25 protein-coding genes are annotated in these 23675 nt (G+C 57.8%); 11 read left to right on the top strand and 14 right to left on the bottom strand.

What is annotated here, in order from left to right; all coding sequences use genetic code 11:
• The first annotated feature begins 144 nt into the window (after window positions 1–144).
• The 7 genes from FE795_RS06690 to FE795_RS06720 all read left to right on the top strand — a co-directional run bounded on the left by FE795_RS06690 (window position 145) and on the right by FE795_RS06720 (window position 9115).
• Window positions 145–897 carry a type 1 glutamine amidotransferase gene (locus tag FE795_RS06690; RefSeq protein ID WP_003801529.1) on the top strand — a complete coding sequence of 251 codons (753 nt, stop codon included), beginning with the start codon at window positions 145–147 and terminating at the stop codon, window positions 895–897.
• Between the two features lie 76 nt (window positions 898–973).
• Entirely contained in the window at window positions 974–1069 is a 96-nt protein-coding gene (gene kdpF / locus FE795_RS06695) for a K(+)-transporting ATPase subunit F (protein ID WP_100214825.1), read from the top strand.
• Window positions 1070–1206: 137 nt separating this feature from the next.
• A complete protein-coding gene (kdpA, locus tag FE795_RS06700; RefSeq protein WP_219235907.1) occupies window positions 1207–2910 on the top strand; it encodes a potassium-transporting ATPase subunit KdpA in 1704 nt (567 codons plus the stop codon).
• 12 nt (window positions 2911–2922) lie between these two features.
• On the top strand, window positions 2923–3597 hold the full coding sequence (kdpC, locus tag FE795_RS06705; protein WP_219235909.1) for a potassium-transporting ATPase subunit KdpC: 675 nt from the start codon (window positions 2923–2925) through the stop codon (window positions 3595–3597).
• Between the two features lie 38 nt (window positions 3598–3635).
• On the top strand, window positions 3636–5696 hold the full coding sequence (gene kdpB, locus FE795_RS06710; RefSeq protein ID WP_230406318.1) for a potassium-transporting ATPase subunit KdpB: 2061 nt from the start codon (window positions 3636–3638) through the stop codon (window positions 5694–5696).
• A gap of 45 nt (window positions 5697–5741) precedes the next feature.
• A complete protein-coding gene (locus tag FE795_RS06715) occupies window positions 5742–8411 on the top strand; it encodes a sensor histidine kinase (protein WP_219235912.1) in 2670 nt (889 codons plus the stop codon).
• Window positions 8408–9115, top strand: coding sequence for a response regulator (locus FE795_RS06720; RefSeq protein ID WP_003801516.1), 708 nt, complete (start codon window positions 8408–8410; stop codon window positions 9113–9115). The genes FE795_RS06715 and FE795_RS06720 overlap by 4 nt, the downstream gene beginning before the upstream one ends.
• 66 nt (window positions 9116–9181) lie before the next feature.
• Here the strand turns inward: FE795_RS06720 and argF are convergent, their stop codons facing one another.
• On the bottom strand, window positions 9182–10123 hold the full coding sequence (gene argF, locus FE795_RS06725) for an ornithine carbamoyltransferase (RefSeq protein ID WP_039943281.1): 942 nt from the start codon (window positions 10121–10123) through the stop codon (window positions 9182–9184).
• Between the two features lie 252 nt (window positions 10124–10375).
• Between argF and FE795_RS06730 the strand changes: the two genes are divergently transcribed.
• Window positions 10376–10690 (top strand): DUF3579 domain-containing protein, encoded by a 315-nt coding sequence (locus FE795_RS06730; RefSeq protein WP_003801512.1) that lies wholly within the window; start codon window positions 10376–10378, stop codon window positions 10688–10690.
• A gap of 58 nt (window positions 10691–10748) precedes the next feature.
• Here the strand turns inward: FE795_RS06730 and FE795_RS06735 are convergent, their stop codons facing one another.
• The 10 genes from FE795_RS06735 to FE795_RS06780 form a co-directional block, all read right to left on the bottom strand.
• The gene (locus FE795_RS06735; RefSeq protein ID WP_039943280.1) at window positions 10749–11690 is read right to left on the bottom strand and encodes a 2-hydroxyacid dehydrogenase; all 942 of its coding nucleotides are present in this window, start codon (window positions 11688–11690) and stop codon (window positions 10749–10751) included.
• Window positions 11691–11847: 157 nt separating this feature from the next.
• Window positions 11848–12111 carry a 30S ribosomal protein S20 gene (gene rpsT, locus FE795_RS06740; RefSeq protein ID WP_003801510.1) on the bottom strand — a complete coding sequence of 88 codons (264 nt, stop codon included), beginning with the start codon at window positions 12109–12111 and terminating at the stop codon, window positions 11848–11850.
• A 56-nt stretch (window positions 12112–12167) separates the two neighbouring features.
• Window positions 12168–13721, bottom strand: a complete 1554-nt coding sequence (gene murJ / locus FE795_RS06745) for a murein biosynthesis integral membrane protein MurJ (protein ID WP_003801509.1) — start codon at window positions 13719–13721, stop codon at window positions 12168–12170.
• A gap of 18 nt (window positions 13722–13739) precedes the next feature.
• Window positions 13740–14504, bottom strand: coding sequence for a 3-hydroxyacyl-CoA dehydrogenase (locus FE795_RS06750; protein WP_003801508.1), 765 nt, complete (start codon window positions 14502–14504; stop codon window positions 13740–13742).
• A gap of 57 nt (window positions 14505–14561) precedes the next feature.
• Window positions 14562–15218 carry an adenylate kinase gene (gene adk / locus FE795_RS06755; protein WP_003801506.1) on the bottom strand — a complete coding sequence of 219 codons (657 nt, stop codon included), beginning with the start codon at window positions 15216–15218 and terminating at the stop codon, window positions 14562–14564.
• Between the two features lie 99 nt (window positions 15219–15317).
• Complete coding sequence (gene kdsB, locus FE795_RS06760) at window positions 15318–16082, bottom strand: 3-deoxy-manno-octulosonate cytidylyltransferase (RefSeq protein WP_219235914.1); 765 nt, start codon at window positions 16080–16082, stop codon at window positions 15318–15320.
• A gap of 1 nt (window position 16083) precedes the next feature.
• Entirely contained in the window at window positions 16084–16269 is a 186-nt protein-coding gene (locus FE795_RS06765; protein ID WP_003801501.1) for a Trm112 family protein, read from the bottom strand.
• Complete coding sequence (lpxK, locus tag FE795_RS06770; RefSeq protein ID WP_219235916.1) at window positions 16269–17348, bottom strand: tetraacyldisaccharide 4'-kinase; 1080 nt, start codon at window positions 17346–17348, stop codon at window positions 16269–16271. The genes FE795_RS06765 and lpxK overlap by 1 nt, the downstream gene beginning before the upstream one ends.
• Window positions 17345–17749 carry an ExbD/TolR family protein gene (locus FE795_RS06775; RefSeq protein WP_003801497.1) on the bottom strand — a complete coding sequence of 135 codons (405 nt, stop codon included), beginning with the start codon at window positions 17747–17749 and terminating at the stop codon, window positions 17345–17347. The genes lpxK and FE795_RS06775 overlap by 4 nt, the downstream gene beginning before the upstream one ends.
• Window positions 17749–18354 carry a MotA/TolQ/ExbB proton channel family protein gene (locus FE795_RS06780; RefSeq protein ID WP_003801496.1) on the bottom strand — a complete coding sequence of 202 codons (606 nt, stop codon included), beginning with the start codon at window positions 18352–18354 and terminating at the stop codon, window positions 17749–17751. The genes FE795_RS06775 and FE795_RS06780 overlap by 1 nt, the downstream gene beginning before the upstream one ends.
• Window positions 18355–18780: 426 nt before the next feature.
• On the opposite strand from FE795_RS06780, the gene xseA reads away from it, so the two are divergent.
• Together xseA and sodB are read left to right on the top strand one after the other, a co-directional pair.
• Window positions 18781–20127, top strand: a complete 1347-nt coding sequence (gene xseA / locus FE795_RS06785; protein WP_039943276.1) for an exodeoxyribonuclease VII large subunit — start codon at window positions 18781–18783, stop codon at window positions 20125–20127.
• A gap of 54 nt (window positions 20128–20181) precedes the next feature.
• The gene (gene sodB / locus FE795_RS06790; RefSeq protein WP_003801491.1) at window positions 20182–20760 is read left to right on the top strand and encodes a superoxide dismutase [Fe]; all 579 of its coding nucleotides are present in this window, start codon (window positions 20182–20184) and stop codon (window positions 20758–20760) included.
• 136 nt (window positions 20761–20896) lie between these two features.
• Here sodB and bfr read toward each other — a convergent pair whose 3' ends face one another.
• Window positions 20897–21361, bottom strand: a complete 465-nt coding sequence (gene bfr / locus FE795_RS06795; RefSeq protein ID WP_003801489.1) for a bacterioferritin — start codon at window positions 21359–21361, stop codon at window positions 20897–20899.
• A 317-nt stretch (window positions 21362–21678) separates the two neighbouring features.
• Here bfr and pcaF point away from each other — a divergent pair, with 317 nt between their 5' ends.
• Entirely contained in the window at window positions 21679–22884 is a 1206-nt protein-coding gene (pcaF, locus tag FE795_RS06800) for a 3-oxoadipyl-CoA thiolase (protein ID WP_131071552.1), read from the top strand.
• Between the two features lies 1 nt (window position 22885).
• On the opposite strand, the gene FE795_RS06805 is transcribed toward pcaF, so the two are convergent.
• A complete protein-coding gene (locus tag FE795_RS06805) occupies window positions 22886–23356 on the bottom strand; it encodes a DUF192 domain-containing protein (protein ID WP_219235918.1) in 471 nt (156 codons plus the stop codon).
• A 46-nt stretch (window positions 23357–23402) separates the two neighbouring features.
• Complete coding sequence (locus tag FE795_RS06810) at window positions 23403–23648, bottom strand: cold-shock protein (protein ID WP_003801483.1); 246 nt, start codon at window positions 23646–23648, stop codon at window positions 23403–23405.
• Window positions 23649–23675: the final 27 nt, after the last annotated feature.

The raw sequence follows: 23675 nt of genomic DNA on the forward strand, positions 1-23675 counted from the left end.
GACGAACTGTGTTTTTGTTTGCAGCAGACATCCCCTTGATGCCACTTATACGAGCCTGATCGCAAACAGATCCTGGTCTTGATACGGCCAGTTCTACAGTGAGTTCTCTTGAACAACAGGCCTGCGCGGTCAGGCATTCACGTCATGAAACCCATTCTTGTTTTGCAGCACGAGGCCACGCAAGGGCCGGGAGTGCTGCTGGATCATCTGGAGAGCCATGGTCTTCCCCATCACTTGTGCATGTCGCCGCTGGAGGGCGGGGCGCCGGTATCCGCTCGTGATTACAGCGGGGTGGTCGTGCTGGGCAGTGACCGCAGTGTCCATGATTGTTTGCCCTGGATAGAGCAGGAGCACGAACTATTGCAGGACGCGGTTCGGCGCCATGTTCCGGTTCTGGGCCATTGCTTTGGGGCGCAATTGCTGGCTCGTTGCCTTGGGGCTCAAGTGCAGCGCAACCCATATCCGAACATAGGTTGGGGCCAGGTTTGGAGCAGCCCTTACGCGCAGCGTGTCATGGGCCTGCCCAAGCGTGCCATGCTGTTTAACTGGCATTACGACACCTTCCAGATTCCCTCGGGGGCCAGCCGGACTTTATACGGTCCTCATTGCTTGAATAAAGGTTTCTGCCTGGGTCCGCATTGGGCCTTTCAAGGCCATCTGGAAGTGACCGCCGATAGCATCCGACAGTGGTGCGACCACGGCCGCCACGAGCTGGAGCAGGTATACGGTCCTGCGGCTCAGGATGCACAACATATCTTGTGGGGCCTGGATCAGCATTTAAGCCCCTTGCACCTTATTGCCAGACAGGCCTATCAACGCTGGACAGACCAGTTGATGGAGCGTGCCGGCCTCGCCCTGGTCCAAATCCATATGCCGTCTTTATACGTGGGCCAGTAAACACTGCTCTGAATTTATGCCGTCACTCCTAGACTGTCTCTGTCTGCTGCAAGTCAGCATTGATCGGGAGTTCAGGATGACAGCGTCCTTTTTTACGGTTCTGGCAGCAGGGGTATCGCTGGGGCTGTTTATCTATTTGTTCTATGCCTTGCTCAAGGCCGAAAACTTCTAAGTTCAGGCTGGCAAGTGTTCATTGTTTGGAACAGGTGTGCATATGAGTGATTTTTTATTCTTAGCGGTGCTGTTCGCATTCTTTGCGATGGCGACCGGATTTGTGCTCGGTCTTGAAAAACTGTAAGAGGGGCTGTCATGCTGGACGATTTGATGCAGTTCCTGGTGGTTCTGGCCGTCTCTACGGTCTTGTTAGTGGTGGTGGGCAAGTGGATTGCCCATTTTTTCTGTAGCCCGAAGCACAGTTTGATTGAGCGTGGCACGTATCGGCTGTTGGGGGTGAACCCGGACGAGAAGATGTCCTGGAAGCGATATGCGCTGGCGCTGTTGTTAAGCAATGCCGCCATGTTGCTTTTGGGATATGTTCTTTTGCGGGTGCAGGGCGGGATACCGGGAGACAGCCTGCAGCGTGTGGCCCAGTCTCCTGACCTGGCTTTTAATACGGCCATCTCCTTTACGACCAATACCAACTGGCAGGCGTATTCGGGGGAGTCCAGTCTGTCCAATTTTTCCCAGATGGTGGCCATCACCTTTCTGATGATGATCAGTGCCACAACAGGTCTGGCGGCGGCAGGCGGTTTCATCCGTGGTTTAAGCCGGAAAAGTTCGGCTGATATTGGCAACTACTGGGTGGACTTCACTCGTTCTTTGTATCGCCTGCTCTTGCCGTGCAGCTTCTTGCTGGCCTTGCTTTATATCTGGCAGGGTATGCCGCAGACACTGGCGTCTGATGTCGTGGTCAACACGCTGGAAGGGCTTAAGCAGCAGATTATTCTGGGGCCAGTGGCCAGCCTTGAAAGCATCAAGCATGTGGGAACCAATGGGGGCGGTTTTTTTGGCATGAATGCGGCCCATCCTTTTGAAAATCCCACCCCGCTGACCAATACCATTCACATGCTCAGCATGTTGCTGGTTCCCTCGTCCCTGACCTATGCCTTTGGCACCATGCTGAGCCGCCGTCGCCAGGGTTGGGCATTTTTTGCCGCTTTTCTGGTGATGTTCGTGGGCTTTCTGGCCCTGATTTATAGCGCCGAACAGGCAGGCAATCCTTTGCTGACTTCCCTGGGGGTGGACCAAACACAAAGCAGAACGCAGGGTGGAGGCAACCTGGAGGGTAAGGAGCTGCGTTTCGGGGTGGCGCAAAGCAGTCTGTTTGCCACAGTGACCACGGCCGCGACCACTGGCTCGGTCGATGCCATGCATTCGTCGCTGACTCCTTTGGGTGGTCTGGTGCCGATTGCTCAAATGATGCTGAACAATGTGTTTGGCGGGATCGGGGTGGGCTTTATCAGTCTGGTCAGCTACGCCATTTTGACGGTCTTTCTGGTGGGGATGATGATAGGGCGCAGCCCCGAGTTTCTGGGCAAGAAGATTGAGGCGCGGGAGATGAAGTACGTGATGCTGGCCATGTTGGCGCATGCCTTCAGCATCCTGGGCTTTACCGCTTTGGCCAGCCTGCAGCCCTCGACCCTGGACAGTCTGTCCAATATGGGCCCGCATGGCTTTAGCGAGGTGCTCTACGCCTACACCTCGGGCACGGCCAATAACGGTTCAGCCTTCGCAGGCTTTAATGCGAACACTCCTTTCTTCAATACGACGATAGGGCTGGCGATGCTGGTTGGGCGGTATCTGACCTTGCTGCCCTTGCTGGCTTTGGCCGGTGTGCTGGCCGCCAAGAAAGCGGTTCCTGCGGGTCCAGGCACCTTGTCGACGGCTACCCCCTTATTTACGGGTCTGTTGATTTTTGTGGTTCTGGTGGTGGGCGGGTTGACGTTCCTGCCTGCATTGGCGCTGGGCCCGATTGTGGAGCACCTGTTGATGCTCGATGGCATTACTTTTTGAGGATTGACCGTCATGTCTACCCATCACTTTTTGGTTTCGACACTGGCTGCCCCGACGATGAGAAGCTTGTTGCGGCCGGTATTGGTGTCTGCTGTGTTTTTTATGCTGTTGACGGGCATTGCCTACCCCTTGGCCACGACCTTTATCGGCACCGCCCTGTTCCCGGATCAGGCAAAGGGCAGCCTGATTCAACGTGATGGCCAGGTCGTAGGCTCCCGCCAGATTGGCCAGTACTTCAGCCAGCCCGCGTACTTTCACGGCCGCCCCAGCGCGACTGTGGGAGTGGACCCGGCAGATCCTTCCCAAAGTATTGCCCAACCCTATAACGCCGCGGCCAGCGGGGCTGGCAATCAGGGCGTGTTAAGCAGCAGTTTGCTGGATGCTGTGGCGGAGCGCAGCAAGGCCTATCGCCTGATGAACGGTTTGGCAGAGGATGCACCCGTGCCGGTGGATGCCGTGACGGCGTCGGCATCGGGGCTGGACCCCCATATCTCGGTAGCCAATGCCCGTTTGCAGGCCGCTCGTATTGCCAGGATGCGGGACATGTCGCTGGCTCAGGTCCAGGTCTTGATCGATCGCTACACCCAGGCCCGTCAATGGGGAGTGCTGGGCGAGCCGCGTGTGCAGGTCTTGGAGCTTAATCTGGCACTGGACAGGGTCAAGCCTGTTCAGCCCGCCGTGCGTTAGGAACAGGTGTCATTATGTCTATTACTGATCTGAAAGCCATGCAAGAGGCGGGTCATTCATCGTCATTGCGCGCCATACCGTGGGGAACGGTGTGCAAGGAAGCCTTCAAAAAACTCTCGCCCCGGGCGCAATTCAAAAACCCGGTGATGTGCGTGGTGTATCTGGGCAGCATTGTGACCAGCTTGCTGGGCATGCAGGCTCTGCTGGGCCAGGGTGAGGCTCCGGCCGGATTCATCTGGTCGGTGTCGGCCTGGTTGTGGTTTACGGTCCTGTTTGCCAATGCGGCCGAGGCCGTAGCGGAAGGGCGGGGCAAGGCGCAAGCCGATGCATTGCGTTCCACCCGCAAGCGGGTCATGGCCAGGGTATTGAAAGAACCCGCGCGCGATAGCCGTGCCTGGCCGGTCCCCAGCGACGAGCTGCTGCCGGGCGCTTACGTGTTGGTTGAGGCAGGCGAGATTATCCCCGCCGATGGGGAGATTTTGCAGGGTGCCGCCTCGGTGGACGAGTCTGCCATTACAGGTGAGTCGGCGCCGGTGATCCGTGAGTCCGGGGGAGACTTCTGTTCCGTCACGGGCGGTACCCGGGTGCTGTCAGACTGGATCGTGATGCGGGTGACCGCCAAACCGGGTGAGGCCTTTCTGGATCGCATGATAGCAATGGTGGAGGGGGCCAGGCGTGGCAAAACCCCCAACGAGATTGCTTTGACGATTTTACTGGTGGCCTTGACGCTGATCTTCTTGCTGGTGTGCGTCACCTTGTTGCCTTTTTCCAGCTTTGCGACGGTGCTGACCGGACAAGGTTCACCTGTCACGATGACAGCCCTGATTGCTTTGTTGGTGTGCCTGATTCCCACCACCATCGGCGCCTTGCTGTCGGCAGTGGGGGTTGCTGGCATGAGCCGCATGATGCAAGCCAATGTGCTGGCGAGTTCTGGCCGCGCTATCGAGGCAGCCGGGGATGTGGATGTTTTGCTGCTGGACAAGACCGGCACGATCACGCTGGGCAACCGGGAAGCCTGGGCGTTTCTGCCCGCGCCGCAGGTGTCTGAGCAGGCTCTGGCCGATGCCGCCCAATTGGCCTCGCTGGCGGACGAGACTCCCGAGGGGCGCTCCATTGTGGTCTTGGCCAAGCAACTGTTTCATTTGCGAGGCCGTGAGCTGCATGGCGCGCGAACCATTGCCTTTAGCGCCCATACCCGCATGAGTGGAATTGATATTGACGGTCGTCAGATCCGAAAAGGCGCGGCGAGCACGATGCGCGCTCACATTGAATCGTTGGGAGGTATTTTTCCGCCTGAACTGGATGGTCTGGTCAATGAGCTGGCGCGACGGGGCAGCACGCCGCTGGTGGTGACCGAAGGCAATAAAGCGCTGGGTGTGGTGGAGCTGAAAGACATCGTCAAAGGCGGGATCAAGGAGCGGTTTGCTGAGCTGCGGGCTATGGGGATCAAGACCATCATGATTACCGGGGACAACCCGTTGACGGCCGCAGCCATCGCGGCCGAGGCCGGGGTGGATGACTATCTGGCCGAAGCCACGCCGGAGGACAAGCTGCAGTTGATCCGGCGTTATCAGGATGAAGGGCGACTGGTTGCCATGACGGGTGACGGGACCAATGATGCTCCTGCGCTGGCCCAGGCTGATGTGGCCGTGGCGATGAACAGTGGCACGCAGGCGGCCAAAGAGGCGGGCAATATGGTCGATCTGGACAGCAATCCCACCAAGCTGTTGCGAGTGGTGGAAGTGGGCAAACAGATGATTATGACCCGCGGCGCCTTGACGACTTTCAGTATTGCAAATGATCTGGCCAAGTACTTTGCGATTATTCCCGCGGCTTTTGTAGTCACTTATCCCGCTCTGGGTGCCTTGAATGTGATGCAGTTGCACAGCCCGGCCACTGCCATTCTGTCTGCAGTCATTTTCAATGCCCTGATTATCATCGCTCTGATTCCCTTGGCCTTGCGGGGGGTGAAATACCGTGCCGAACCGGCCAGCCGTTTACTCAAGCGAAACCTCTTGATTTACGGCCTAGGCGGGCTGATCGCTCCGTTTGTCGGCATCAAGTTGATTGATCTGCTGCTGACGCCGTTTTTTGGATAAGAGCGTAAGATCATTACCAGTTTTCTGCAGGGAGTACACAGATCCATGTCGCTTGAAGATAGGCCGGACCCGGATGAGCTGTTGCAGGTGGTTGGCGAGGACCCGCACCAGCCTCGCCGGGGGCAGCTCAAGATCTTCTTTGGAGCGTGCGCCGGTGTGGGGAAAACCTACGCCATGCTCAAGGAAGCGCATCAGCGTCAGTCCGAGGGAGTGTCCGTTGCGATTGGTATTGTGGAGACGCATGGCCGTCAGGAAACACAGACGTTGCTGCAGGGGCTGCCCGTACTGGCGCGCAAGGAGTATCAGCGCCAGGGTCGGGTGATCACCGAGTTTGATCTGGATGCGGCCCTTGTGTCGGGGTATCAGTTGCTGCTGGTCGATGAGCTGGCCCATTCCAATCTTGAGGGTAGCCGTCATGCCAAACGCTGGCAGGATGTGGAAGAGCTGCTGGATGCGGGAATCGATGTGTATACCGCGTTGAATGTGCAACATCTGGACAGCCTGAATGAGGTGGTGGGGGGCATTGTCGGGGTGCGGGTTCGGGAGACCGTTCCAGACCGGATATTTGATCGTGCGGCCGATGTGCTGCTGGTGGATCTGCCCCCGGATGATCTGTTGGCTCGCTTGAATGCCGGCAAAGTGTATCTGGCGGACTCGGTGGCCCAGGCGCGTCAACACTTCTTTCGTCGGGGCAATCTGATTGCCTTGCGTGAACTGGCCTTGCGTCGCGTGGCGGACCGGGTCAATGCCGATGTGCATGTCTACCGAATCTCCCATGCCATACGAACCGTCTGGCCTACTCGTGAACTGTTAATGGTGTGCGTCAGTGCGGACAGTGCCCAGGAAGCGCTGATTCGGGAGGGGGCGCGGCTGGCCCAGCAATGGCAAACGCCCTGGATCGTGCTGCATGTGGACACGCCATCGGAAAGCGGTCAGATCAAGGCGCAGGAAGCGTTGGTGCGCCTGGCGGCCAGTGCGCAGCATGCCGGCGCTGAGTTTGCCAATATTGCCGGTCAGGATGTGGCTCATACCGTCCTGGCCTACGCACGGCAACGCAATGCCACCAAGTTGATTCTGGGTAACTCCTCGGCACGTTCGCGCTGGCCCTGGCGGCCTGCCTTGTCGGAGCGGCTGGCGCGTAGCAACCCCGAGATTGGCCTGCTGCTCGTGCGTGTGGATACGGTTCAGCGACCTATCCGCCCCCTTGAGCTGGAGACCCCCATGGCGCAGGGCAAAGCCCTGTCGATTGCCTCCATCATCTGTGTGGTGACGACCTTGCTGGCGGAGCAGTTGTTGCCGTTTTTTGAACTCTCCAATGTGATCATGCTGTTTTTGATCACGGTGGTCTTTACCGCCTTGCGCTTGGGACGGTTGGCCGGTGTGTGGGCCTCGCTGTTGTCGGTGGCCTTCTTTGATTTTTTCTTTGTGGAACCCCGCTATTCGTTTTCGGTTACGGATACCCAGTATGTCTTCACGTTTGGTGTGATGTTGGTGGTGGCCTTGATTATTGGTCAGCTGGCAGCCCGTTTGCAGGCCGAGGCACGAGCGGCGCGCGATGGCGAGCGCCGGGCGGCGGCGTTGACGCGTGTCAGTCGGGATCTGGCCGGGGCGCTGGCATTGGAGCAGGTGCTGGCCGTGTGCCGCGATACCCTGGAGCCTTTGTTTGAGATGCCGATGGTGCTGGTTGTGCCGGATCAGCATAATCAGCTGGTCGCAACTCGCCATACGAGCTTTGTGGAGCTTTCAGTCGCGCAATGGGTGTTCGACCACATGGAAGCGGCGGGCAAGGGAACTGAAACCCTGAATGGGGCCAGTGCCTTGTACTTGCCCTTGAAAGGCCCGATGGCCCCGCGTGGTGTGCTGGTGGCACAGTCTGGTGCGGCAGCTTCGTTACGAACACCCGATGGGCGGCGCTTGCTGGATGCGTGCTGCTTTATATTGGCGCAAGCTCTTGAACGCATTCACTATGTGGCCATCGCCCAAGACACAGTGCTCCGCATGGAGGGGGAGAAAATGCGCAATACCTTGCTGTCGGCCGTCTCGCATGATTTACGTACGCCCTTGACTGTGATCCGGGGTCTGGCTGAAACCCTGGAGCAACCCAAGGGCCTGGGTGAAACAGAACAGCGCGATATTGCGAGGGCCATACGTGTGGAGTCTGATGAGTTGCGTCGTCAGGTGTCCAACTTGCTGGACCTGGCCCGTATGCAAAATGAAGGAGTCAAACTGCACAAGGAGTGGCATGCCTTGGGCGATATTGTGGGGATTGCGCTTGCCCGTTGCGCGGCCGCCTTGCAGCCTCGTCAGGTCGTGACCGAGTTCGCTGCGGACCTGCCGTTAGTCGAAGTCGATGGTGTCATGTTGGAGAGGGTGGTGACGAATCTGCTGGATAATGCCGCCAAGTACACGCCCGATACCAGCACGATCTGGCTGAGGGGGGTGTGGGCGGGTCAGTCCATGTATTTGCTGATCAGCGATGATGGTCCCGGTTTGCCACCAGGGGATCCCGAGCGATTGTTTGATACTTTCACACGGGGACAGAAAGAATCCTCCGTGGCGGGGGTGGGCTTGGGGCTGGGACTGTGTCGAACGATTATTGCTGCACATGGTGGTACGATCAGCGCCAGGCCGCGCTTGCCGCAGGGGGTGGTCTTTGAGATTCGCCTGCCCTGGAAAGCGGCCCCCCGTATGGAGAGTGACGAGCTACCGACATGAACAAAGCCCAGATACTGATCGTGGAGGATGAATCCAATATCCGTCGTTTCGTACGGATTGCCCTGGAGCAGGAGGGCATGGCCGTGATCGAAGCCAGCACCTTGGCGCAAGCGCGTATGGACGCGGCAACCCGTCGTCCCGACTTGATGATTGTGGATTTGGGTCTGCCAGACGGAGACGGCAAGGACTTGATTCGCGATCTGCGCGGCTGGGTCTATTCTCCGATTCTGGTCCTGTCTGCCCGGGATCGAGAAGAAGAGAAGGTGGCGGCCCTGAATGCCGGCGCGGATGACTATCTGGCCAAACCCTTTGGCGTGCCGGAGCTGTTGGCCCGTATACGCGCTTTGTTGCGGCGCTCCCAATTGGTGCCAAACGTGCAGGTAGCCTCGTCGCGGGTCCGCTTTGGAGGGGTGCAGGTCGATCTGGCGTCTCATGAGGTGACGCGGGATGGGCAGGCCGTGCATTTGACGCCTATTGAGTTTCGTCTCCTGACGGCCCTGATTCGGGGGCATGGCAAGGTATTGACGCATCAACATTTGTTGCACGAAACCTGGGGGCCTGCTTACTCAGACCGGCCGCATTATCTGCGGGTGTACATGATGCAGTTGCGTCAAAAGCTGGAGCAGGATGCCGCACAGCCCAAGTATCTGCTGACGGAACTGCAGGTGGGGTATCGCTTGGCGGGTCTGGAAGTTCAGGCGTAAAAAGAAAAAGGGGATACAACGTATCCCCTTTTACATTGTTGAGCCGTTGGCGTGGCTCTGTGGTGTTCAGGCTTGCTGGCGTCCCAGAATCAGGAACTCCATCAATGCTTTCTGAACATGCAGGCGGTTTTCAGCTTCATCCCAGACCACACTTTGTGGGCCGTCGATGACTTCGCCGGTGACTTCCTCGCCGCGATGAGCGGGCAGGCAATGCATAAAGAGGGCGCTCGGGTCCGCCACATCCATCATCTCCTGATCCACACACCAGTCTGCAAAGGCTTTGCGACGCTCTTCGTTCTCGTCTTCGTAACCCATGCTGGTCCACACGTCCGTGGTAACCAGGTGCGCGCCCTTGCAGGCTTCCAAGGGATCGTCGAATTCGCGCAGAATGCTGGAGTCCGGGTTGCCGGTGCGATCCGACTCCAGGTGGTAGCCGTTAGGGGCCGACACATGCAGCGTGAAGCCCAGAATTTCTGCCGCTTGCAGCCAGGTATACGCCATATTGTTGGCGTCTCCGATCCAGGCCACGGTCTTGCCCTTGATATCGCCGCGATGCTCGATAAAGGTAAAGATGTCGGCCAGAATCTGGCAAGGGTGAAACTCGTTAGTCAGTCCATTGATGACCGGCACTCGCGAGTGGGAGGCAAAGCGTTCCAGGCGGGTCTGCTCGAAGGTGCGGATCATGACGATATCGACCATGCGCGAAACCACGCGTGCGGTATCTTCAATGGGTTCGGAGCGGCCCAGCTGCGAGTCAGTGGTGGTCAAATGAATGACCGAGCCGCCCAGTTGATACATGCCGGCTTCAAACGAGACACGGGTACGGGTGCTGGCTTTTTCAAAAACCATCGCCAAGGTGCGGTCGTGCAATGTGTGGTGCGGCTGATAGCGTTTGAACTTGTCTTTGATCAGGCGTGCGCGTTCCAGCACATATAAAATTTCGTCGTGAGAAAAGTCGCGAAATTGCAGAAAGTGCCGAAGCGGTCCTGCTTGCACGATGGCATCCATAAGAAAATCCTGCGGATAAAGAAAGCCATCTTAACCTGTCCGGCTATTTAGAGCAAAGTCGGACCCTGACGGGGGCAGGACGGGGGTGGGCGTTTGGATAAAAAGGGCAGGGCAAAGTAATGCTTGGCAATAAATTGTCAAGTGGCTAATTTATTGAATCCCGGGCTTTGCGCGGCTGCGATCGGATACAATGCGGAGCGACAAAGGAAAAAGTGCAGCCGACCTGTACTGCACGGTGAGCGATTAATTGTTATGACAGAGCCAGTGAAGCAACTTGTAATCCATGGTGTGACCCGGCAGGATCAGCGTTTTCGTCCCAGCGACTGGGCAGAACGCTTGGCCGGTGTAATGTCCCAGTTTCGCCCGGCTGGGGCGATGGGTGGCCATTTGACCTACTCGCCCTATGTGGTGCCGCGGCTGATTGACGGCGTGCGCTGCGTGGTGGTGGATGCTCGTCTGCGAGAGCTCGAGCCTTTGGCCTGGAAATTCGTCTGTGGCTTTGCGCAAGACAATAATTTGAAAATCAGCGGTATCGATCCCGAGAATATGGACCCTGTTGAGTCCTGATCCTGATTTTGCGCAGTCTGCTCAGTCGCCCCCGTTAAACGGCAGGCGACTTGTTTTTTTATAGTGTCAGCGGCGTCAGTACCTTGCCCGTTTTCTGAAACTGCAAGATGTTTTCCAGTGTCAGCGAGAGCATGGCTTCGCGTGTTTCCCGGGTGGCGCTGGCGGTGTGCGGCGCCAGGACAACCTGGTTCAGATCGCGCAAGGCCGCAGGAACCTGGGGTTCCTTTTCGAAGACATCCAGCCCTGCCGCGCCCAGCCGTCCCTGTTGCAAGGCGGCAATCAATGCCGTTTCATCGACGACACTGCCTCGGGCAATATTGACCAGAATCCCGTGCGGGCCCAGGGCGTTCAGGACGTCGACATTGATCAGTCCCCGTGTTTCATCACCGCCCACGGCGGCGATCACCAGGAAATCTGCCCAATAGGCCAGTTCGATCAGGGACGGTTCATAGTGCCAGGGCACATCGTGGCGCGGACGGCGGTTGTGATAGCGCAGCTCCATATCAAAGCCGCCGGCTCGGCGGGCAATAGTCTGTCCAATGCGGCCTAGCCCCACAATACCCAGTTTCTTGCCGCTCACTCGCGTGCCCAGCCCGAAGCCATTTGGTCGGTCCCAGTGGCCAGCGCGCACATAGCGATCGGATTCAGTGACGCGGCGAGCCGCGTCCAGCAGCAAGGCCCAGGCCATATCGGCCACGCAGTCGTTCAGAACGTCGGGGGTGGTGCTGACTTGAATCCCGCGCTGCCTGGCCGCCTGGACGTCGATAGAGTCGTAGCCTACCCCTACACTGCAAATTGCTTGCAACGCAGGCAGGCGCTCCATCAAGGAAGCGGGGGTGGCGGTGACAGCGCTGGTTAACAATACCTGGACGCGTGCAATCTGCTCGTCAGAGAGCTGATTCAGGTCTTGAAGGGAGATGCGCTCGAAATGACGGTCGATATCGTCAAAATAGGGGTGCTGGGCCAAAGATGCCAGTTGCAGCACGATGGGACGTGTCATGGGGACTCGCTCATGAAAACGCAAATCCATAACTTAGCACGATTGGCCTGCACGTTCAGGCAATGGTTTTGTGGCTAATAAAAAAGGGGTGCTAAGCACCCCTTTTTTAACTGGTTTTTAGGCCAGGGCCGATTAAACCATTAAAAATCTTCAGCAATCAGGCCAGTGCCTTGATAGCAGCAGACAGGCGGCTCTTGTGGCGGGCAGCCTTGTTCTTGTGAATGATGTTCTTGTCGGCAACGCGATCAATGATGCTGGTCGCTTTGCGGAATACTTCGTTAGCAGCAGTTTTGTCGCCGGCTTCGATAGCCTGGCGAACGCGCTTGATAGCGGTACGCAGCATGGAACGGATGCTGGCGTTGTGTTTGTTGCGAGCCACTGCTTGGCGGGCGCGCTTGCGTGCTTGTGCGGTATTAGCCATTTTTAATAAAGCCTAAGTTTTAAAGTTTAATCGGCAAAGACAAATATTCTAGGATACTAAGTGCGCTTTGTAAAGTAAGAGGGCCGAATGCCCACGATAAACAACATACCGAAATAGGAAATGCCGCTGGCAGCCAACACCCCACTCAGGGCCAGTACACGCAGCCAGGGGCTTGCCCCCAGACTGATCCAGTCGATGTGGCGGTCTGCCAGCACGAGGATCGCGGCCAAGGCGAGCAAGGCCGGAATGATTCTCAGGAAAAAACGCAACCAGTCGGGATGGGGCTGGTAAATGCCGCGTTTGCGCAGCATCACCAGTAAGGTCAGGGCGTTGACGGTGGCCCCCAGTCCGATGGACAGCGCCAGTCCCGCATGGGCGAAGGCAGGTACCAGCACAAGATTGAAGAGCTGGGTAATGATGAGAACGGCAATGGCGATACGGACGGGAGTGCGGATATCCTGGCGAGCGTAAAAGCCGGGTGCCAGGATTTTGATGGCCAGCAGGCCGACCAGACCGACTGAATACGCTCCCACCGCCAGGCGGGTCTGAGCGACGTCGGCAGCGGCAAAGGCCCCGTAGTGAAACAGGGTGGCCACCAGGCCATCCGAGAGCAAGGCCATGCCCAGTGCAGCAGGCAGACCCAGCAACAGGACCAGGCGCAGGCCCCAGTCAAGCAGGGCGCTGTAGTTCTTGTCATCCTGACCGGCATGGGCGGCAGACAGCTTGGGCAACAGGACGGTACCCAGCGCCACCCCGAGCAGTGCGGTGGGAAACTCCATCAGGCGATCGGCAAAGGATAGCCAGGTGACGCTGCCCGACTGCAGCCAGGTAGCAATATTGGTATTGATCAGCAAGGATATCTGCGCCACAGATACCCCCAGGATGGCGGGCAGCATCTGTTTGAGAATGCGTTGCACGATGGGGTCGCGGCGTGCTTCTCCCAGCCGTAGCGAAAATCGTGGCAGCAGTCCCAGGCGAGCCAGGGCGGCCCACTGCACCAGCAGTTGGGCCAGACCACCGGCCATCACCCCGATAGCCAGGGCATAAATGGGGGTTTCCATGTGTTGGGCCAGAAACAGACTGGCGCCAATCATGGACAGATTCAGCAAGATAGGCGTGAAGGCAGGAATCGCAAAGCGACTCCAGGTATTGAGTACGGCAGAAGCAAACGCCACCAGCGACATGCAGATGATGTAGGGGAACATCAAGCGGGTCATGGTGATGGCGGCGCCAAATTCGGTGTGCCGCTCGGGCGAGGTCAAGCCACTGGCCATGGCGCTGACGACCCACGGCGCCGCCACTATACCGATGATGGTCACCAGCATTACGGCAAAGGTTAACAGCAGCGCAACGCGGTCCAACAACTGCTGGACCTTGTCCTGCTCGTGCTCTTTGCGTACCTGCCCCAGGATGGGAACGAAAGCCTGCGAAAACGCGCCTTCCGCAAACAAACGCCGCAGCAGGTTGGGAATGCGAAAGGCCACCCAGAACGCATCGGTAAGCGGGCCCGCCCCAAAGGCGCGGGCAATCAGAATATCGCGTGCCAGTCCGGTAATGCGCGAGAGCAGTGTCAGGCCACTAATCGTGGCCGCCGAGCGAAACAAACCCATTGGAGCCGATGCAGAAAGTTATTTTGGTGCCATACGAATGGCGCCATCCAGACGGATGGTCTCGCCATTGAGCATTTCATTATTGATGATGCTCTGCACCAGTTGGGAGAAATCTTCAGGGCGACCCAGACGTGATGGGAAAGGGATGCTGGCTGCCAGGGAGTCCTGAACTTCCTGGGGCATGGCAAACATCATGGGGGTGCCAAAGATGCCGGGAGCAATCGTCATGACACGAATACCGGTCTGGGCCAGATCGCGAGCCAGGGGTAGGGTCAAGCCCACGACGCCGGCTTTGGAGGCACCGTAAGCGGCTTGTCCGATCTGCCCGTCGTAGGCGGCAACCGAAGCCGTATTGATCAGCACGCCACGCTCGCCCGAGGCTTCGGGGGTATTGCTGCTCATGGCAGCGGCGGCTAGACGACACATATTGAAGGTGCCGACCAGGTTGATCATGACGGTTTTCTGAAACAGCTCCAGCGTGTGTGGGCCATTACGTCCTACGGTGCGCGAGGCAGGGGCCACGCCAGCACAGTTGACCAAACCGAACAGGGGGCGGGCACTGTCCTGGCAAGCCAGATCCACGACGGCCTGGGCGTCTTGCTCCGAGGTGACGTCACAATGCAGGTAATCTTGGCCCAGCTCTTGGGCCAGCGCCTGCCCGGCTTCATCCTGAATGTCGGCAATCACCACACGCGCACCGTGTTCCACCAGCATGCGCACAGTGCCTGCGCCCAGACCGGATGCGCCGCCCGTCACGATAAAAGTCTTGTTATTGATTTGCATGAGCTTGTCTCCCTTGAATAATGAACAACCGGCCCTGGGGGCCGGTTGAATATTGGCTTAGCTTGCCAGGGCGTCCAGGATACGCTGGCGAATCTCATCGACGCTGCCCACGCCGGAAATCTTGCGATAGGCCGGAGCGTGTGGGTCGCCGGTGGCTGACCATTGCGAGTAGTAATCGACCAGAGGGCGGGTCTGCTCGCGATAGACAGACAAGCGGTGGCGGACGGTTTCCTCACGATCATCGTCGCGCTGAAGCAAGGGTTCACCGGTCACATCGTCTACGCCGGGGGTCTTGGGCGGATTGAAGGTGACGTGGTAGCTACGACCGCTGGCTGCATGGATGCGGCGGCCACTCATGCGTTCAATAATGCTCTCTTCGGGCACGTCGATCTCGATCACGAAGTCCAGTTTGACCTGGGCATCTTTCAAGGCGTCGGCCTGGGGGATCGTGCGAGGGAAACCGTCAAACAGGTAGCCGGGCTCACAGTCTGCTTCTTTCAGACGGTCGCGAACCAGCCCGATGATGATGTCATCGGAGACCAGGCCGCCGGCGTCCATGATTTTTTTGGCTTCTACACCCAGCGGGGATTGGGCTTTGACAGCGGCACGCAACATATCGCCCGTGGAAATTTGTGGAATACCAAATTTCTCGGTAATGAAAGCAGCTTGAGTGCCTTTGCCGGCACCAGGGGGCCCGAGCAGTATGAGTCGCATGAATTCCTCCAGGAAATGCGTCGATCCGATTCTCGCTTGATGATGCGTTGCAGCATGTTTAGCGCATTTTTTATTCGGAAAGCGCAGAAAAAAGATCTTTTATAACCGATTTGCGAAGTGAGCGCGTACTCTTTCCAGGTCTTGCTCGGTGTCCACGCCTGCAGCAGGAATCTCCTGAAGGCGGTGAACCATAATCTGGAAGCCATTTTCCAGGGCTCTGAGCTGCTCCAGAGACTCAAAATGCTCCAGCGGCCCACGCGGCAACTGGGCGTATTGCTGCAAGAAGCGATTTCGGTAGGCGTACAGGCCAATATGGTGCAATGCGGGAAGCTCGTCGGCCAATATCCGGTCTCCCTGGGCCAGGGTATCACGCGCCCAGGGAATGGGGGCGCGAGAGAAATACAGAGCGCGGTCGTTGAGGTCGCACACGACTTTGACGGCATTGGGATTGAACAGCGTCTCGGCGTTGGTGATCGGAGCCGCCAAGGTGGCAATGTCAGCCTGTCCGCTGCGGGCCAGAAGCTGGGCAGCCGCATTGATATGCTCAGGCTGGATCAGTGGTTCATCCCCTTGCACATTGACCACGATTTCGTCTTCGGCCAGGTCCAGCAGTCTTGCCGCCTGGGCCAGTCTGTCGGTGCCAGTGGGGTGTTCGGCATCGGTCAGCAGGGCATGGAAACCATGGGCCTGAACCGCCTCCAGCACCTGCGGCGAGTCGGTCGCGACCCAGACTTGACGCGCCGCGCTTTGCGCTGCCTGTTGAGCACAACGCACGATCATGGGTTGGCCTGCAATATCGGCCAGCGGTTTGTTGGGCAGGCGGGTTGAGCCCAGGCGGGCCGGGATGATGACGGAAAAGGTCATATCAGCGGCTGGCAGGTTCCTGCGCGTCTAGTTGACGAGCTTCGTTGATCAGCATGGTGGGAATGCCGTCCACAATGGGGAAGGCCAGTTTGTCGGCCTTGCAGACCAGTTCTTGCTGTTCGCGGTCGTGGCGCAGCGGGCCTTTGCACAAGGGGCAGACCAGCACTTCGAGTAGGCGAGCTTCCATTATTGAACTCCGGGTAATGAGGGTGAGGTTGAGCGCCGTTCGCGCAGCAGGCTATCCAGTTCAGCAATCCAGTCTGGGCGTGAGAACACGGGCTGGACATCGACAACCCACAGCCGTGGGTCATTCAGGTGCTGGCATTTTACGGCGTCTTTGCGCGTCATGAGTACTGGCCCTTCATGCAGGCCCTGAAAGTCCTGTGCTTGCAAGGCGGCATGGTCGGGCAGGGGGAAAGTCCGGCTTAATTGCAGACCACAGGCGCGCAGCATGGTGAAAAAGCGGGCAGGCTGGCCGATCGCGGCCAGCGCTTGCAGATCCTGATGGCGGTACTCTGTTAGCCAGGCGGCCCAGTCCATGCGACGACCTGAGGCGAGATGCTCCACTTGATAGGGACGCAGGCTCATGGTCAGGGACCGGCCTGACTCAGGAGCTTGAGGCATAGCGGGCGGGGGCTGGTCGGCCACAACCTGGCTGATCAGCCAGTCTGCCTGGTGCAGACGCTCGGGGCCTTCGCGCAGAGGGCCGGCCGGTAGCAGCAAGCCGTTCCCGACACCGCGAGCATCCTGGACCACGACTTCCATATCGCGTTGCAGGGCCAGATGTTGCAGACCGTCGTCCGAAATAATCAGATCGACGGCAGGGAAAGTCTGGAGCAAAGCCTGGGTGGCCAGAGCGCGGCGAGGATGAACGGCGATCGGTGCCTGGGTCTGGGTGGCGAGCAGAGCCGGTTCGTCACCAAATTGCGTTGCGGCTAATTGACCTTGACCAACGCGAGGGGCCGGGCCGATGTCTACGCCATACCCGCGGCTGACAATACCGGGTGTCCATCCCAAAGCGCGCAATTGTTCGGTCAGGGCCATTACGACGGGTGTCTTGCCAGCACCGCCCACGATGATATTACCCACGACAATCACCGGCACCGGACTGCGGTAAGAGGCGTGAGGATCGTTCTCATAACGCTGCCGCTTGCGTCGGACAAAAAAACCGGTCAAGACGGACAGTGGACGCATTAAAACGCTGAACCAGCCTTTCTTCTGCCACTGGCGATGCAGCCAGTTGGTCAGGCGCACGCGCACACTCATGGCGCCTGGGTGGCAAAGTGAATACGGTGGATGCCCGCTTCACGAGCGGCCTCCATGGCCTGGACTACCGTAAAGTGCGGAGCCTGTGCATCGGCCAGAATCAGCAGACTGGTGTTTTGATCCATTTTCTCGCCCGTCAGGGCTTGGCGAAGTGGGGCGCCGCTACTGGCATCCAGCCACAGGCCGTTCAGGGCATACCGTCCGTCCTGGCTGATGGCCAGTAAAAGTTCGGCTTCCTGGGACACCTGGGCCTGAGCCTGGGGCAAGGAGACATCCAGTTGGCGGTAGCGAACAAACGTGCTGGTGGCGGCCAGAAAAATCAGCACCACCAGCAGGACATCAATCAGAGGCACCAGATTCAGCTCCAGGGTGTCTTGATCTTGTGCTCGGCGAAAGCGCATCAGCCAGCCCTCTGAATTAGCAGGCGGTTCAGTGCGCCAGCCTCACATTCCAGACAATGCAGCAGGTAGTCTGCACGGCTACGGAAGTAGCGATGAAAGATCATGGCTGGAACAGCAATCAGAATCCCTAAAGCGGTGTTGTAGAGCGCAACGGAGATGCCGCGAGCGATCAGACTGGGGTCGGCACCGCTGGGGTCGTAGGCGGCAAAAATGTCGATCATGCCGATCACGGTACCAAAAAGGCCCAGCAACGGGGCGATCACGGCCAAGGTGCCCAGTGCCGGGATGTACTTGTTCAACTGGTAGCTGACCTCTCTGCCTTGCGCCTCGACCGCCGCCTCGCGCACAGCGGCAGGCTGATGCCGGTTGCTCAGCACAGTAGCCAGCACACGGCCCAAGGGGGAGTTGTCATACAGTCGGGCTAAGGACTCGTCCTGTATGCGGTTTTGGGCGGTCAGCTCAGTGATCTGGCGGGCCAGGCCGTCCGGTAAGATACGTTTGCTGCGCAGGGCCAGCAGGCGTTCCAGGATCAGTCCCAGGGCTAGAATAGAGCAGGCCAGCAAGAACCAGACGGGCCAGCCGGCGGCATGGATCAAAGTAAGCACAGGTGGAGTTTCCGGTCGCGAAGTAAACCAGTGCTTATTGTAGAGCCCCCGTTTGGATTGCGGGAATGTTCCGGTGTGACCGGAGTACACTTTAGGATCTTTTCTTCCCCCGACGCAGGTACGCCGCTGATGTATGTGAAGTCATAGATGGAGTTCTAAAACTATCCACAAAAACTGTGGATAATTCTGTGTATAAAATGTCCCATAGTGGCTCGGGCGGTGGTTTAGAGGTTCCCTGGCTAATTTTCGACCATCTGTATGTTTTATCAAATGTCTTTTGTTTTCAATGACTTATTGGATTTACATAAAGTTTCGCATCAAGTGTTGAACGGAAGCTATTGTCTTGGCGTCTATTTGACAAACACATGACAGTTGTGGATACGAATCGGTGGAAAAGTGGTTTGGGGCGAAACAAAAATAAAGAATATGATGCATTATCAAGAATCTAGAGCGCCTGTCGTGTGGACAGTGGCACAGTTGAACCGCCGCGTCAGTCAACTGCTCGATGAGCATATGCCAGTGGTGTGGGTTAGTGGCGAAGTGTCCAACTTTACTCAGGCTGCTTCCGGACACTGGTACTTCTCCATCAAGGACGACAAGGCCGCCGTGCGTGCGGTGATGTTTCGGGGGCGGGCCCAGGCTGTGGGTTTTGTGCCGCGGGCGGGTGAACGGTTCGAGTTTCGTTGCTCAGTCACCTTGTATGAGGCACGTGGGGACTTTCAGGTTCAGGTCGAGGGGATGCGGCGCGCCGGCTTGGGTGACTTGCATGAGGCGTTCTTGCGTCTGAAAAGCCAATTGCAAAGTGAGGGGCTGTTTGAGCCGGAGCGCAAGCGCCCGATCGCCAGCTTGCCGCGCAGCATCGGCATCATCACCTCACTGGCGGCTGCCGCGCTGCGGGATGTATTAACCGCGCTGGAGCGACGCGCTCCGCATGTACGCATTATTATTTACCCGGCGCCCGTACAGGGTGCTGACGCGCCAGGCCGGTTGCGGCAGGCGCTGGAAACGGCCATTGAGCGCTCCGAGGTTGATACGCTGCTATTGGTGCGAGGTGGTGGCAGCCTGGAGGATCTTTGGGCGTTTAACGATGAGGGGCTGGCGCGTTTGATTGCTGCCAGTCCCATCCCTGTGATTAGCGGGGTGGGGCACGAGACAGACTTTACGATTGCTGATTTTGTGGCGGACCTGCGCGCGCCCACCCCGACGGCCGCGGCTGAGCTGGCCTGTCTGGGTCGCGATCAACTGCTCGAGCAGGTGTTCGCCCGCCTGGGGGCCTTAAGTCATGGCGTGCAGCGTCACCTGGATCGTGCCTCTTTGCGCCTGGATCGCGCCGTTGCCAAGCTGGTCTCTCCGCATCAGCGGCTGGTTCAACAGCAACAGCGGCTGGATCACTTGACACAAAGGCTGCAGCGAGTGGCCCGAGGAGCTCCCGAGGCGGCGGCGTTGCGTCTGGCTACGCTTAAGGCGCGGCTGGTGCGCAGCATTCCTCAGGTAGCTGCACGAGAGCAAAGTCTGAACTTGCTTTTCCAGCGGCTGGAAAAAAGCCTGGCTCATGCCCTGATTCTGCGTCGCCAGCGTCTGGCGGCGGCCCAGCAAACGCTTCAGGCCTTGTCGCCTCGCCTTATCATCAATCGTGGATATGCCATAGTCAGGGATAGCGAGGGGAAAGTTGTAAAAAATGCGTTAGACTTAAAGATTGGTGAACGACTCGATGTCGAGTTGAGTCGCGGTCATGTGACGGTGGATGTGGTGCGCACGCACGATCTGCTTTAGGCTGCGTCGTCCTTGTTGGATACCAAACACGGTTTTTTTTTAGAAGGAATTGAAATGGCATTCACTCTTCCAGCTCTTCCATACGAACTCAACGCCCTTGAGCCACACATCTCCAAAGAAACCTTGGAGTATCACTACGGTAAGCATCATCAGGCTTACGTCACCAACCTGAACAATCTGGTTGCTGGCACCGAATTCGAAAATGCTTCCCTGGAAGATGTGGTCAAGAAATCCTCCGGTGGCGTGTTCAACAACGCTGCTCAGGTCTGGAACCACACTTTCTACTGGAACAGCCTGGCTCCCAATGGCGGCGGCGCTCCTACCGGCAAGCTGGCTGACGCCATCAATGCAAAATGGGGCAGCTTCGATGCCTTCAAAGAAGCCTTTACCAAGTCTGCTGTTGGCAACTTCGGTTCGGGCTGGACCTGGTTGGTCAAAAAGGCCGACGGTTCCCTGGATATCGTCAACACCAGCAACGCTGGCACGACCCTGACCTCCGATGATGTTGCCTTGATCACCTGTGACGTCTGGGAACACGCTTACTACATCGACTACCGCAACGCCCGTCCCAAGTACCTGGAAATTTTCTGGAACCTGGTGAACTGGGATTTTGCGGCCAAGAACCTGGGCTAAACGCTTTAGGGAAGGGCAGTGCTCATCAGAGGACTGCCCACTAATAAAAAACCGCCAAGCGCATGCTGGCGGTTTTTTTTGGCCTTGAGACTGCTCAGGAAAGCGCGGCTTGAGCCTGGCAGGGGTCTGCTGGTTTTTACATCTGTGATTGCTGATAATTTTCCAGGCCGACTTTCTCTATCAAGCCCAATTGTTTTTCCAGCCAATAGGCGTGGTCTTCTTCTGTGTCACGCAGTTGAGCCAGAATGATGTCGCGCGTCACGAAGTCGCTGGCGGATTCGGCCAGTTCAATCCCTTTGCGCAATGCGGCACGCACTTCGTATTCCAGATCCAGGTCTTTGCGCAGCATGCTCACTACGTCATGCCCGGGCTCAAACGCGGTAGGTCGCATGTCAGGAATGCCGTCGAGCATCAGAATCCGGCGGATCAGGGCGTCGGCATGCTGGGTTTCTTCTTCCATTTCATGGTTCATTCGCTCGTAGAGCCGGGTAAAGCCCAGATGTTCATAAAACCGGGAATGGATAAAGTATTGGTCGCGTGCTGCCAGTTCGCCGCGTAGCAATTGATTCAAATAATTGATGACTTCGGGGTTGCCTAGCATGATGATGAGCCTGTAGGGGGTGTCGACGTGGCAAGTATGCCATGCGCAACGAAATTGCGGGACGTGTGCCGGGGCCGCGGGGCAAGGTGATCAGACAGCCTGTCACGGGGTCTTGTGGCGGGTCGGTCTGGCAAGGGGGGGCGTAGTTTGCTGGTCGGGGCATCGGAAGTCACTCTGTTAAAATGACCACGGTGTGGACAGCCGCAGGGACGGCGAAAATACCCGTGATGTTCAGGCGCTACTATCAAAACAGTAGATTTGGAGCGTTCTGTAGAGGGCGCTCACCTCATTTTATTCCAGTTATCAGGGTGATTTTCATGACTCAGGACGCCTTTATTTGTGACGCAATTCGTACGCCTTTCGGACGTTATGGTGGTTCGCTGTCCGCTGTGAGGGCGGATGACCTGGGCGCAGTGCCCATCGCAGCCCTGATGAAGCGCAATCCGCAAGTCGATTGGAGCAAGCTCGATGACGTGATGTACGGTTGCGCCAATCAAGCCGGTGAAGACAATCGTAACGTTGCGCGCATGTCTGCGCTGTTGGCTGGTTTGCCCGTGGACGTGCCCGGTGTGACCCTGAACCGTCTGTGTGGCTCGGGCCTGGACGCGATTGGATCGGCCGCTCGCGCGATTCGCGCCGGCGATGCCTCCTTCATCCTGGCCGGTGGTGTGGAAAGCATGAGCCGTGCTCCCTTCGTCGTGGGCAAGGCGGAAACAGCTTTTTCCCGCAGCGCAGGAATGTACGACACCACGATCGGCTGGCGTTTCATCAACAAGGCCATGAAAGAGCAGTACGGGGTGGATTCCATGCCCGAAACGGCTGAGAATGTGGCGCAGCAGTTCAACGTGTCGCGTGAAGACCAGGACCTGTTTGCGTTCAACAGTCAGTTGCGTGCGGCCGCTGCTCAGGAGGCCGGCATTCTGGCTGAGGAAATTACGCCTGTAATTATTCCGCAGCGCAAAGGCGATGCCATTGTGGTGGACAAGGATGAGCATCCCCGTGCTACGACGCTGGAGTCTCTGGCTCGTTTGAAACCTGTCGTGCGTGCCGATGGTACCGTCACCGCTGGCAATGCGTCTGGGGTGAACGATGGTGCCTGCGCACTGTTGGTTGCCAACAAGGCAAGCGTGCAGGCGCATGGTCTGACACCTCGGGCGCGTGTGGTGGCCATGGCGTTTGCCGGCGTGGAGCCCCGCATCATGGGTATTGGCCCCGCTCCTGCCAGCCAGAAAGTCCTGGCCCTGGCCGGACTGACCTTGGATCAAATGGATGTGATTGAATTGAACGAGGCCTTTGCCGCGCAGGGTCTGGCGGTCACGCGCATGCTGGGCCTGGCCGACAATGATCCGCGCGTGAACCCGAATGGGGGCGCAATTGCGTTGGGCCACCCGCTGGGTGCCAGTGGCGCGCGTTTGGCGATTGCAGCTATCAATCAACTGCATCGTACTGGTGGCCGCTACGCCCTGTGCACCATGTGTATTGGCGTCGGTCAGGGCGTGGCTTTGATTCTTGAGCGCGTCTAAGCTAGGGTTTTAGAGCAGGCAGGCCGGTGATCTTCTCACCGGCCTTTTTATTGGCCTGCTTAAACCAGCCCTGCTCCATCTCCAGGGCGTAGCGTACGGGTTGCACCGGGCAGTGGGATTGAAGATCAAAGGGTTGCATGGCCTCGATATTGCTAATGGTGCCGTCATCCGTAATGAAGGCAATATCCAGCGGCAAAGGCGTATTCTTCATCCAGAAGCAAGGCATTCCGGTTTGTTCGAATACAAATAACATGCCGTGATCGGGGGGCAGGCTTTCTCGATGCATCAAACCTTGTGCACGCGTCTCATCGCGATCAGCCACTTCGGCCTGGATCTGTTTGGAACCCAGTTTCAGTGTCAGGATGGGAAGAGTCTCATTTGCCAGGGCCGGGGCGCTGATGCAAAACGCGGCCAGAAGACAGGCAAAAAAAACAGGGCGCGCAGGCCCCGTAGTCGTCGTGCGATACTGCATGTGTGTTGCGAACCTGCTTTTGTTAGAATCGAGAGCGCAAGAAATCTTAAGGCGAAGTAATATTAAGTGCCTGCTTGCCTTTGGGGCCTTGGGCAACTTCATACAGAACTTTCTGGCCTTCTTTCAACGTCTTGAACCCGTTCATCTGAATGGATGAAAAATGAGCGAAGAGATCTTCGCCGCCGTTATCGGGTGTAATAAACCCAAAGCCTTTGGCGTCATTGAACCACTTAACGGTCCCGGATAGTTTTTGATTGTCTCCAGTGCCTGCGGTGGTGGTAGTTTCCGACATGCTTGCTGCCTCTCAACTTAGTGTATG

Origin of the sequence: Alcaligenes ammonioxydans, assembly GCF_019343455.1 — a bacterium.
Taxonomy (GTDB): Bacteria; Pseudomonadota; Gammaproteobacteria; order Burkholderiales; family Burkholderiaceae_B; genus Alcaligenes; species Alcaligenes ammonioxydans.

Coding starts and splice junctions, on each gene's coding strand:
- pcaF (WP_131071552.1), top strand. CDS start 21,679: ATGACTCAGGACGCCTTTATTTGTGACGCAATTCGTACGCCTTTCGGA.
- kdpF (WP_100214825.1), top strand. CDS start 974: ATGACAGCGTCCTTTTTTACGGTTCTGGCAGCAGGGGTATCGCTGGGG.
- rpsT (WP_003801510.1), bottom strand. CDS start 12,111: ATGGCTAATACCGCACAAGCACGCAAGCGCGCCCGCCAAGCAGTGGCT.
- FE795_RS06765 (WP_003801501.1), bottom strand. CDS start 16,269: ATGGAAGCTCGCCTACTCGAAGTGCTGGTCTGCCCCTTGTGCAAAGGC.
- FE795_RS06720 (WP_003801516.1), top strand. CDS start 8,408: ATGAACAAAGCCCAGATACTGATCGTGGAGGATGAATCCAATATCCGT.
- sodB (WP_003801491.1), top strand. CDS start 20,182: ATGGCATTCACTCTTCCAGCTCTTCCATACGAACTCAACGCCCTTGAG.
- FE795_RS06690 (WP_003801529.1), top strand. CDS start 145: ATGAAACCCATTCTTGTTTTGCAGCACGAGGCCACGCAAGGGCCGGGA.
- xseA (WP_039943276.1), top strand. CDS start 18,781: ATGATGCATTATCAAGAATCTAGAGCGCCTGTCGTGTGGACAGTGGCA.
- murJ (WP_003801509.1), bottom strand. CDS start 13,721: ATGGGTTTGTTTCGCTCGGCGGCCACGATTAGTGGCCTGACACTGCTC.
- FE795_RS06750 (WP_003801508.1), bottom strand. CDS start 14,504: ATGCAAATCAATAACAAGACTTTTATCGTGACGGGCGGCGCATCCGGT.
- kdpB (WP_230406318.1), top strand. CDS start 3,636: ATGCAAGAGGCGGGTCATTCATCGTCATTGCGCGCCATACCGTGGGGA.
- FE795_RS06810 (WP_003801483.1), bottom strand. CDS start 23,648: ATGTCGGAAACTACCACCACCGCAGGCACTGGAGACAATCAAAAACTA.
- kdsB (WP_219235914.1), bottom strand. CDS start 16,082: ATGACCTTTTCCGTCATCATCCCGGCCCGCCTGGGCTCAACCCGCCTG.
- bfr (WP_003801489.1), bottom strand. CDS start 21,361: ATGCTAGGCAACCCCGAAGTCATCAATTATTTGAATCAATTGCTACGC.
- FE795_RS06730 (WP_003801512.1), top strand. CDS start 10,376: ATGACAGAGCCAGTGAAGCAACTTGTAATCCATGGTGTGACCCGGCAG.
- adk (WP_003801506.1), bottom strand. CDS start 15,218: ATGCGACTCATACTGCTCGGGCCCCCTGGTGCCGGCAAAGGCACTCAA.
- kdpC (WP_219235909.1), top strand. CDS start 2,923: ATGTCTACCCATCACTTTTTGGTTTCGACACTGGCTGCCCCGACGATG.
- lpxK (WP_219235916.1), bottom strand. CDS start 17,348: ATGAGTGTGCGCGTGCGCCTGACCAACTGGCTGCATCGCCAGTGGCAG.
- FE795_RS06715 (WP_219235912.1), top strand. CDS start 5,742: ATGTCGCTTGAAGATAGGCCGGACCCGGATGAGCTGTTGCAGGTGGTT.
- argF (WP_039943281.1), bottom strand. CDS start 10,123: ATGGATGCCATCGTGCAAGCAGGACCGCTTCGGCACTTTCTGCAATTT.
- FE795_RS06735 (WP_039943280.1), bottom strand. CDS start 11,690: ATGACACGTCCCATCGTGCTGCAACTGGCATCTTTGGCCCAGCACCCC.
- FE795_RS06805 (WP_219235918.1), bottom strand. CDS start 23,356: ATGCAGTATCGCACGACGACTACGGGGCCTGCGCGCCCTGTTTTTTTT.
- kdpA (WP_219235907.1), top strand. CDS start 1,207: ATGCTGGACGATTTGATGCAGTTCCTGGTGGTTCTGGCCGTCTCTACG.
- FE795_RS06775 (WP_003801497.1), bottom strand. CDS start 17,749: ATGCGCTTTCGCCGAGCACAAGATCAAGACACCCTGGAGCTGAATCTG.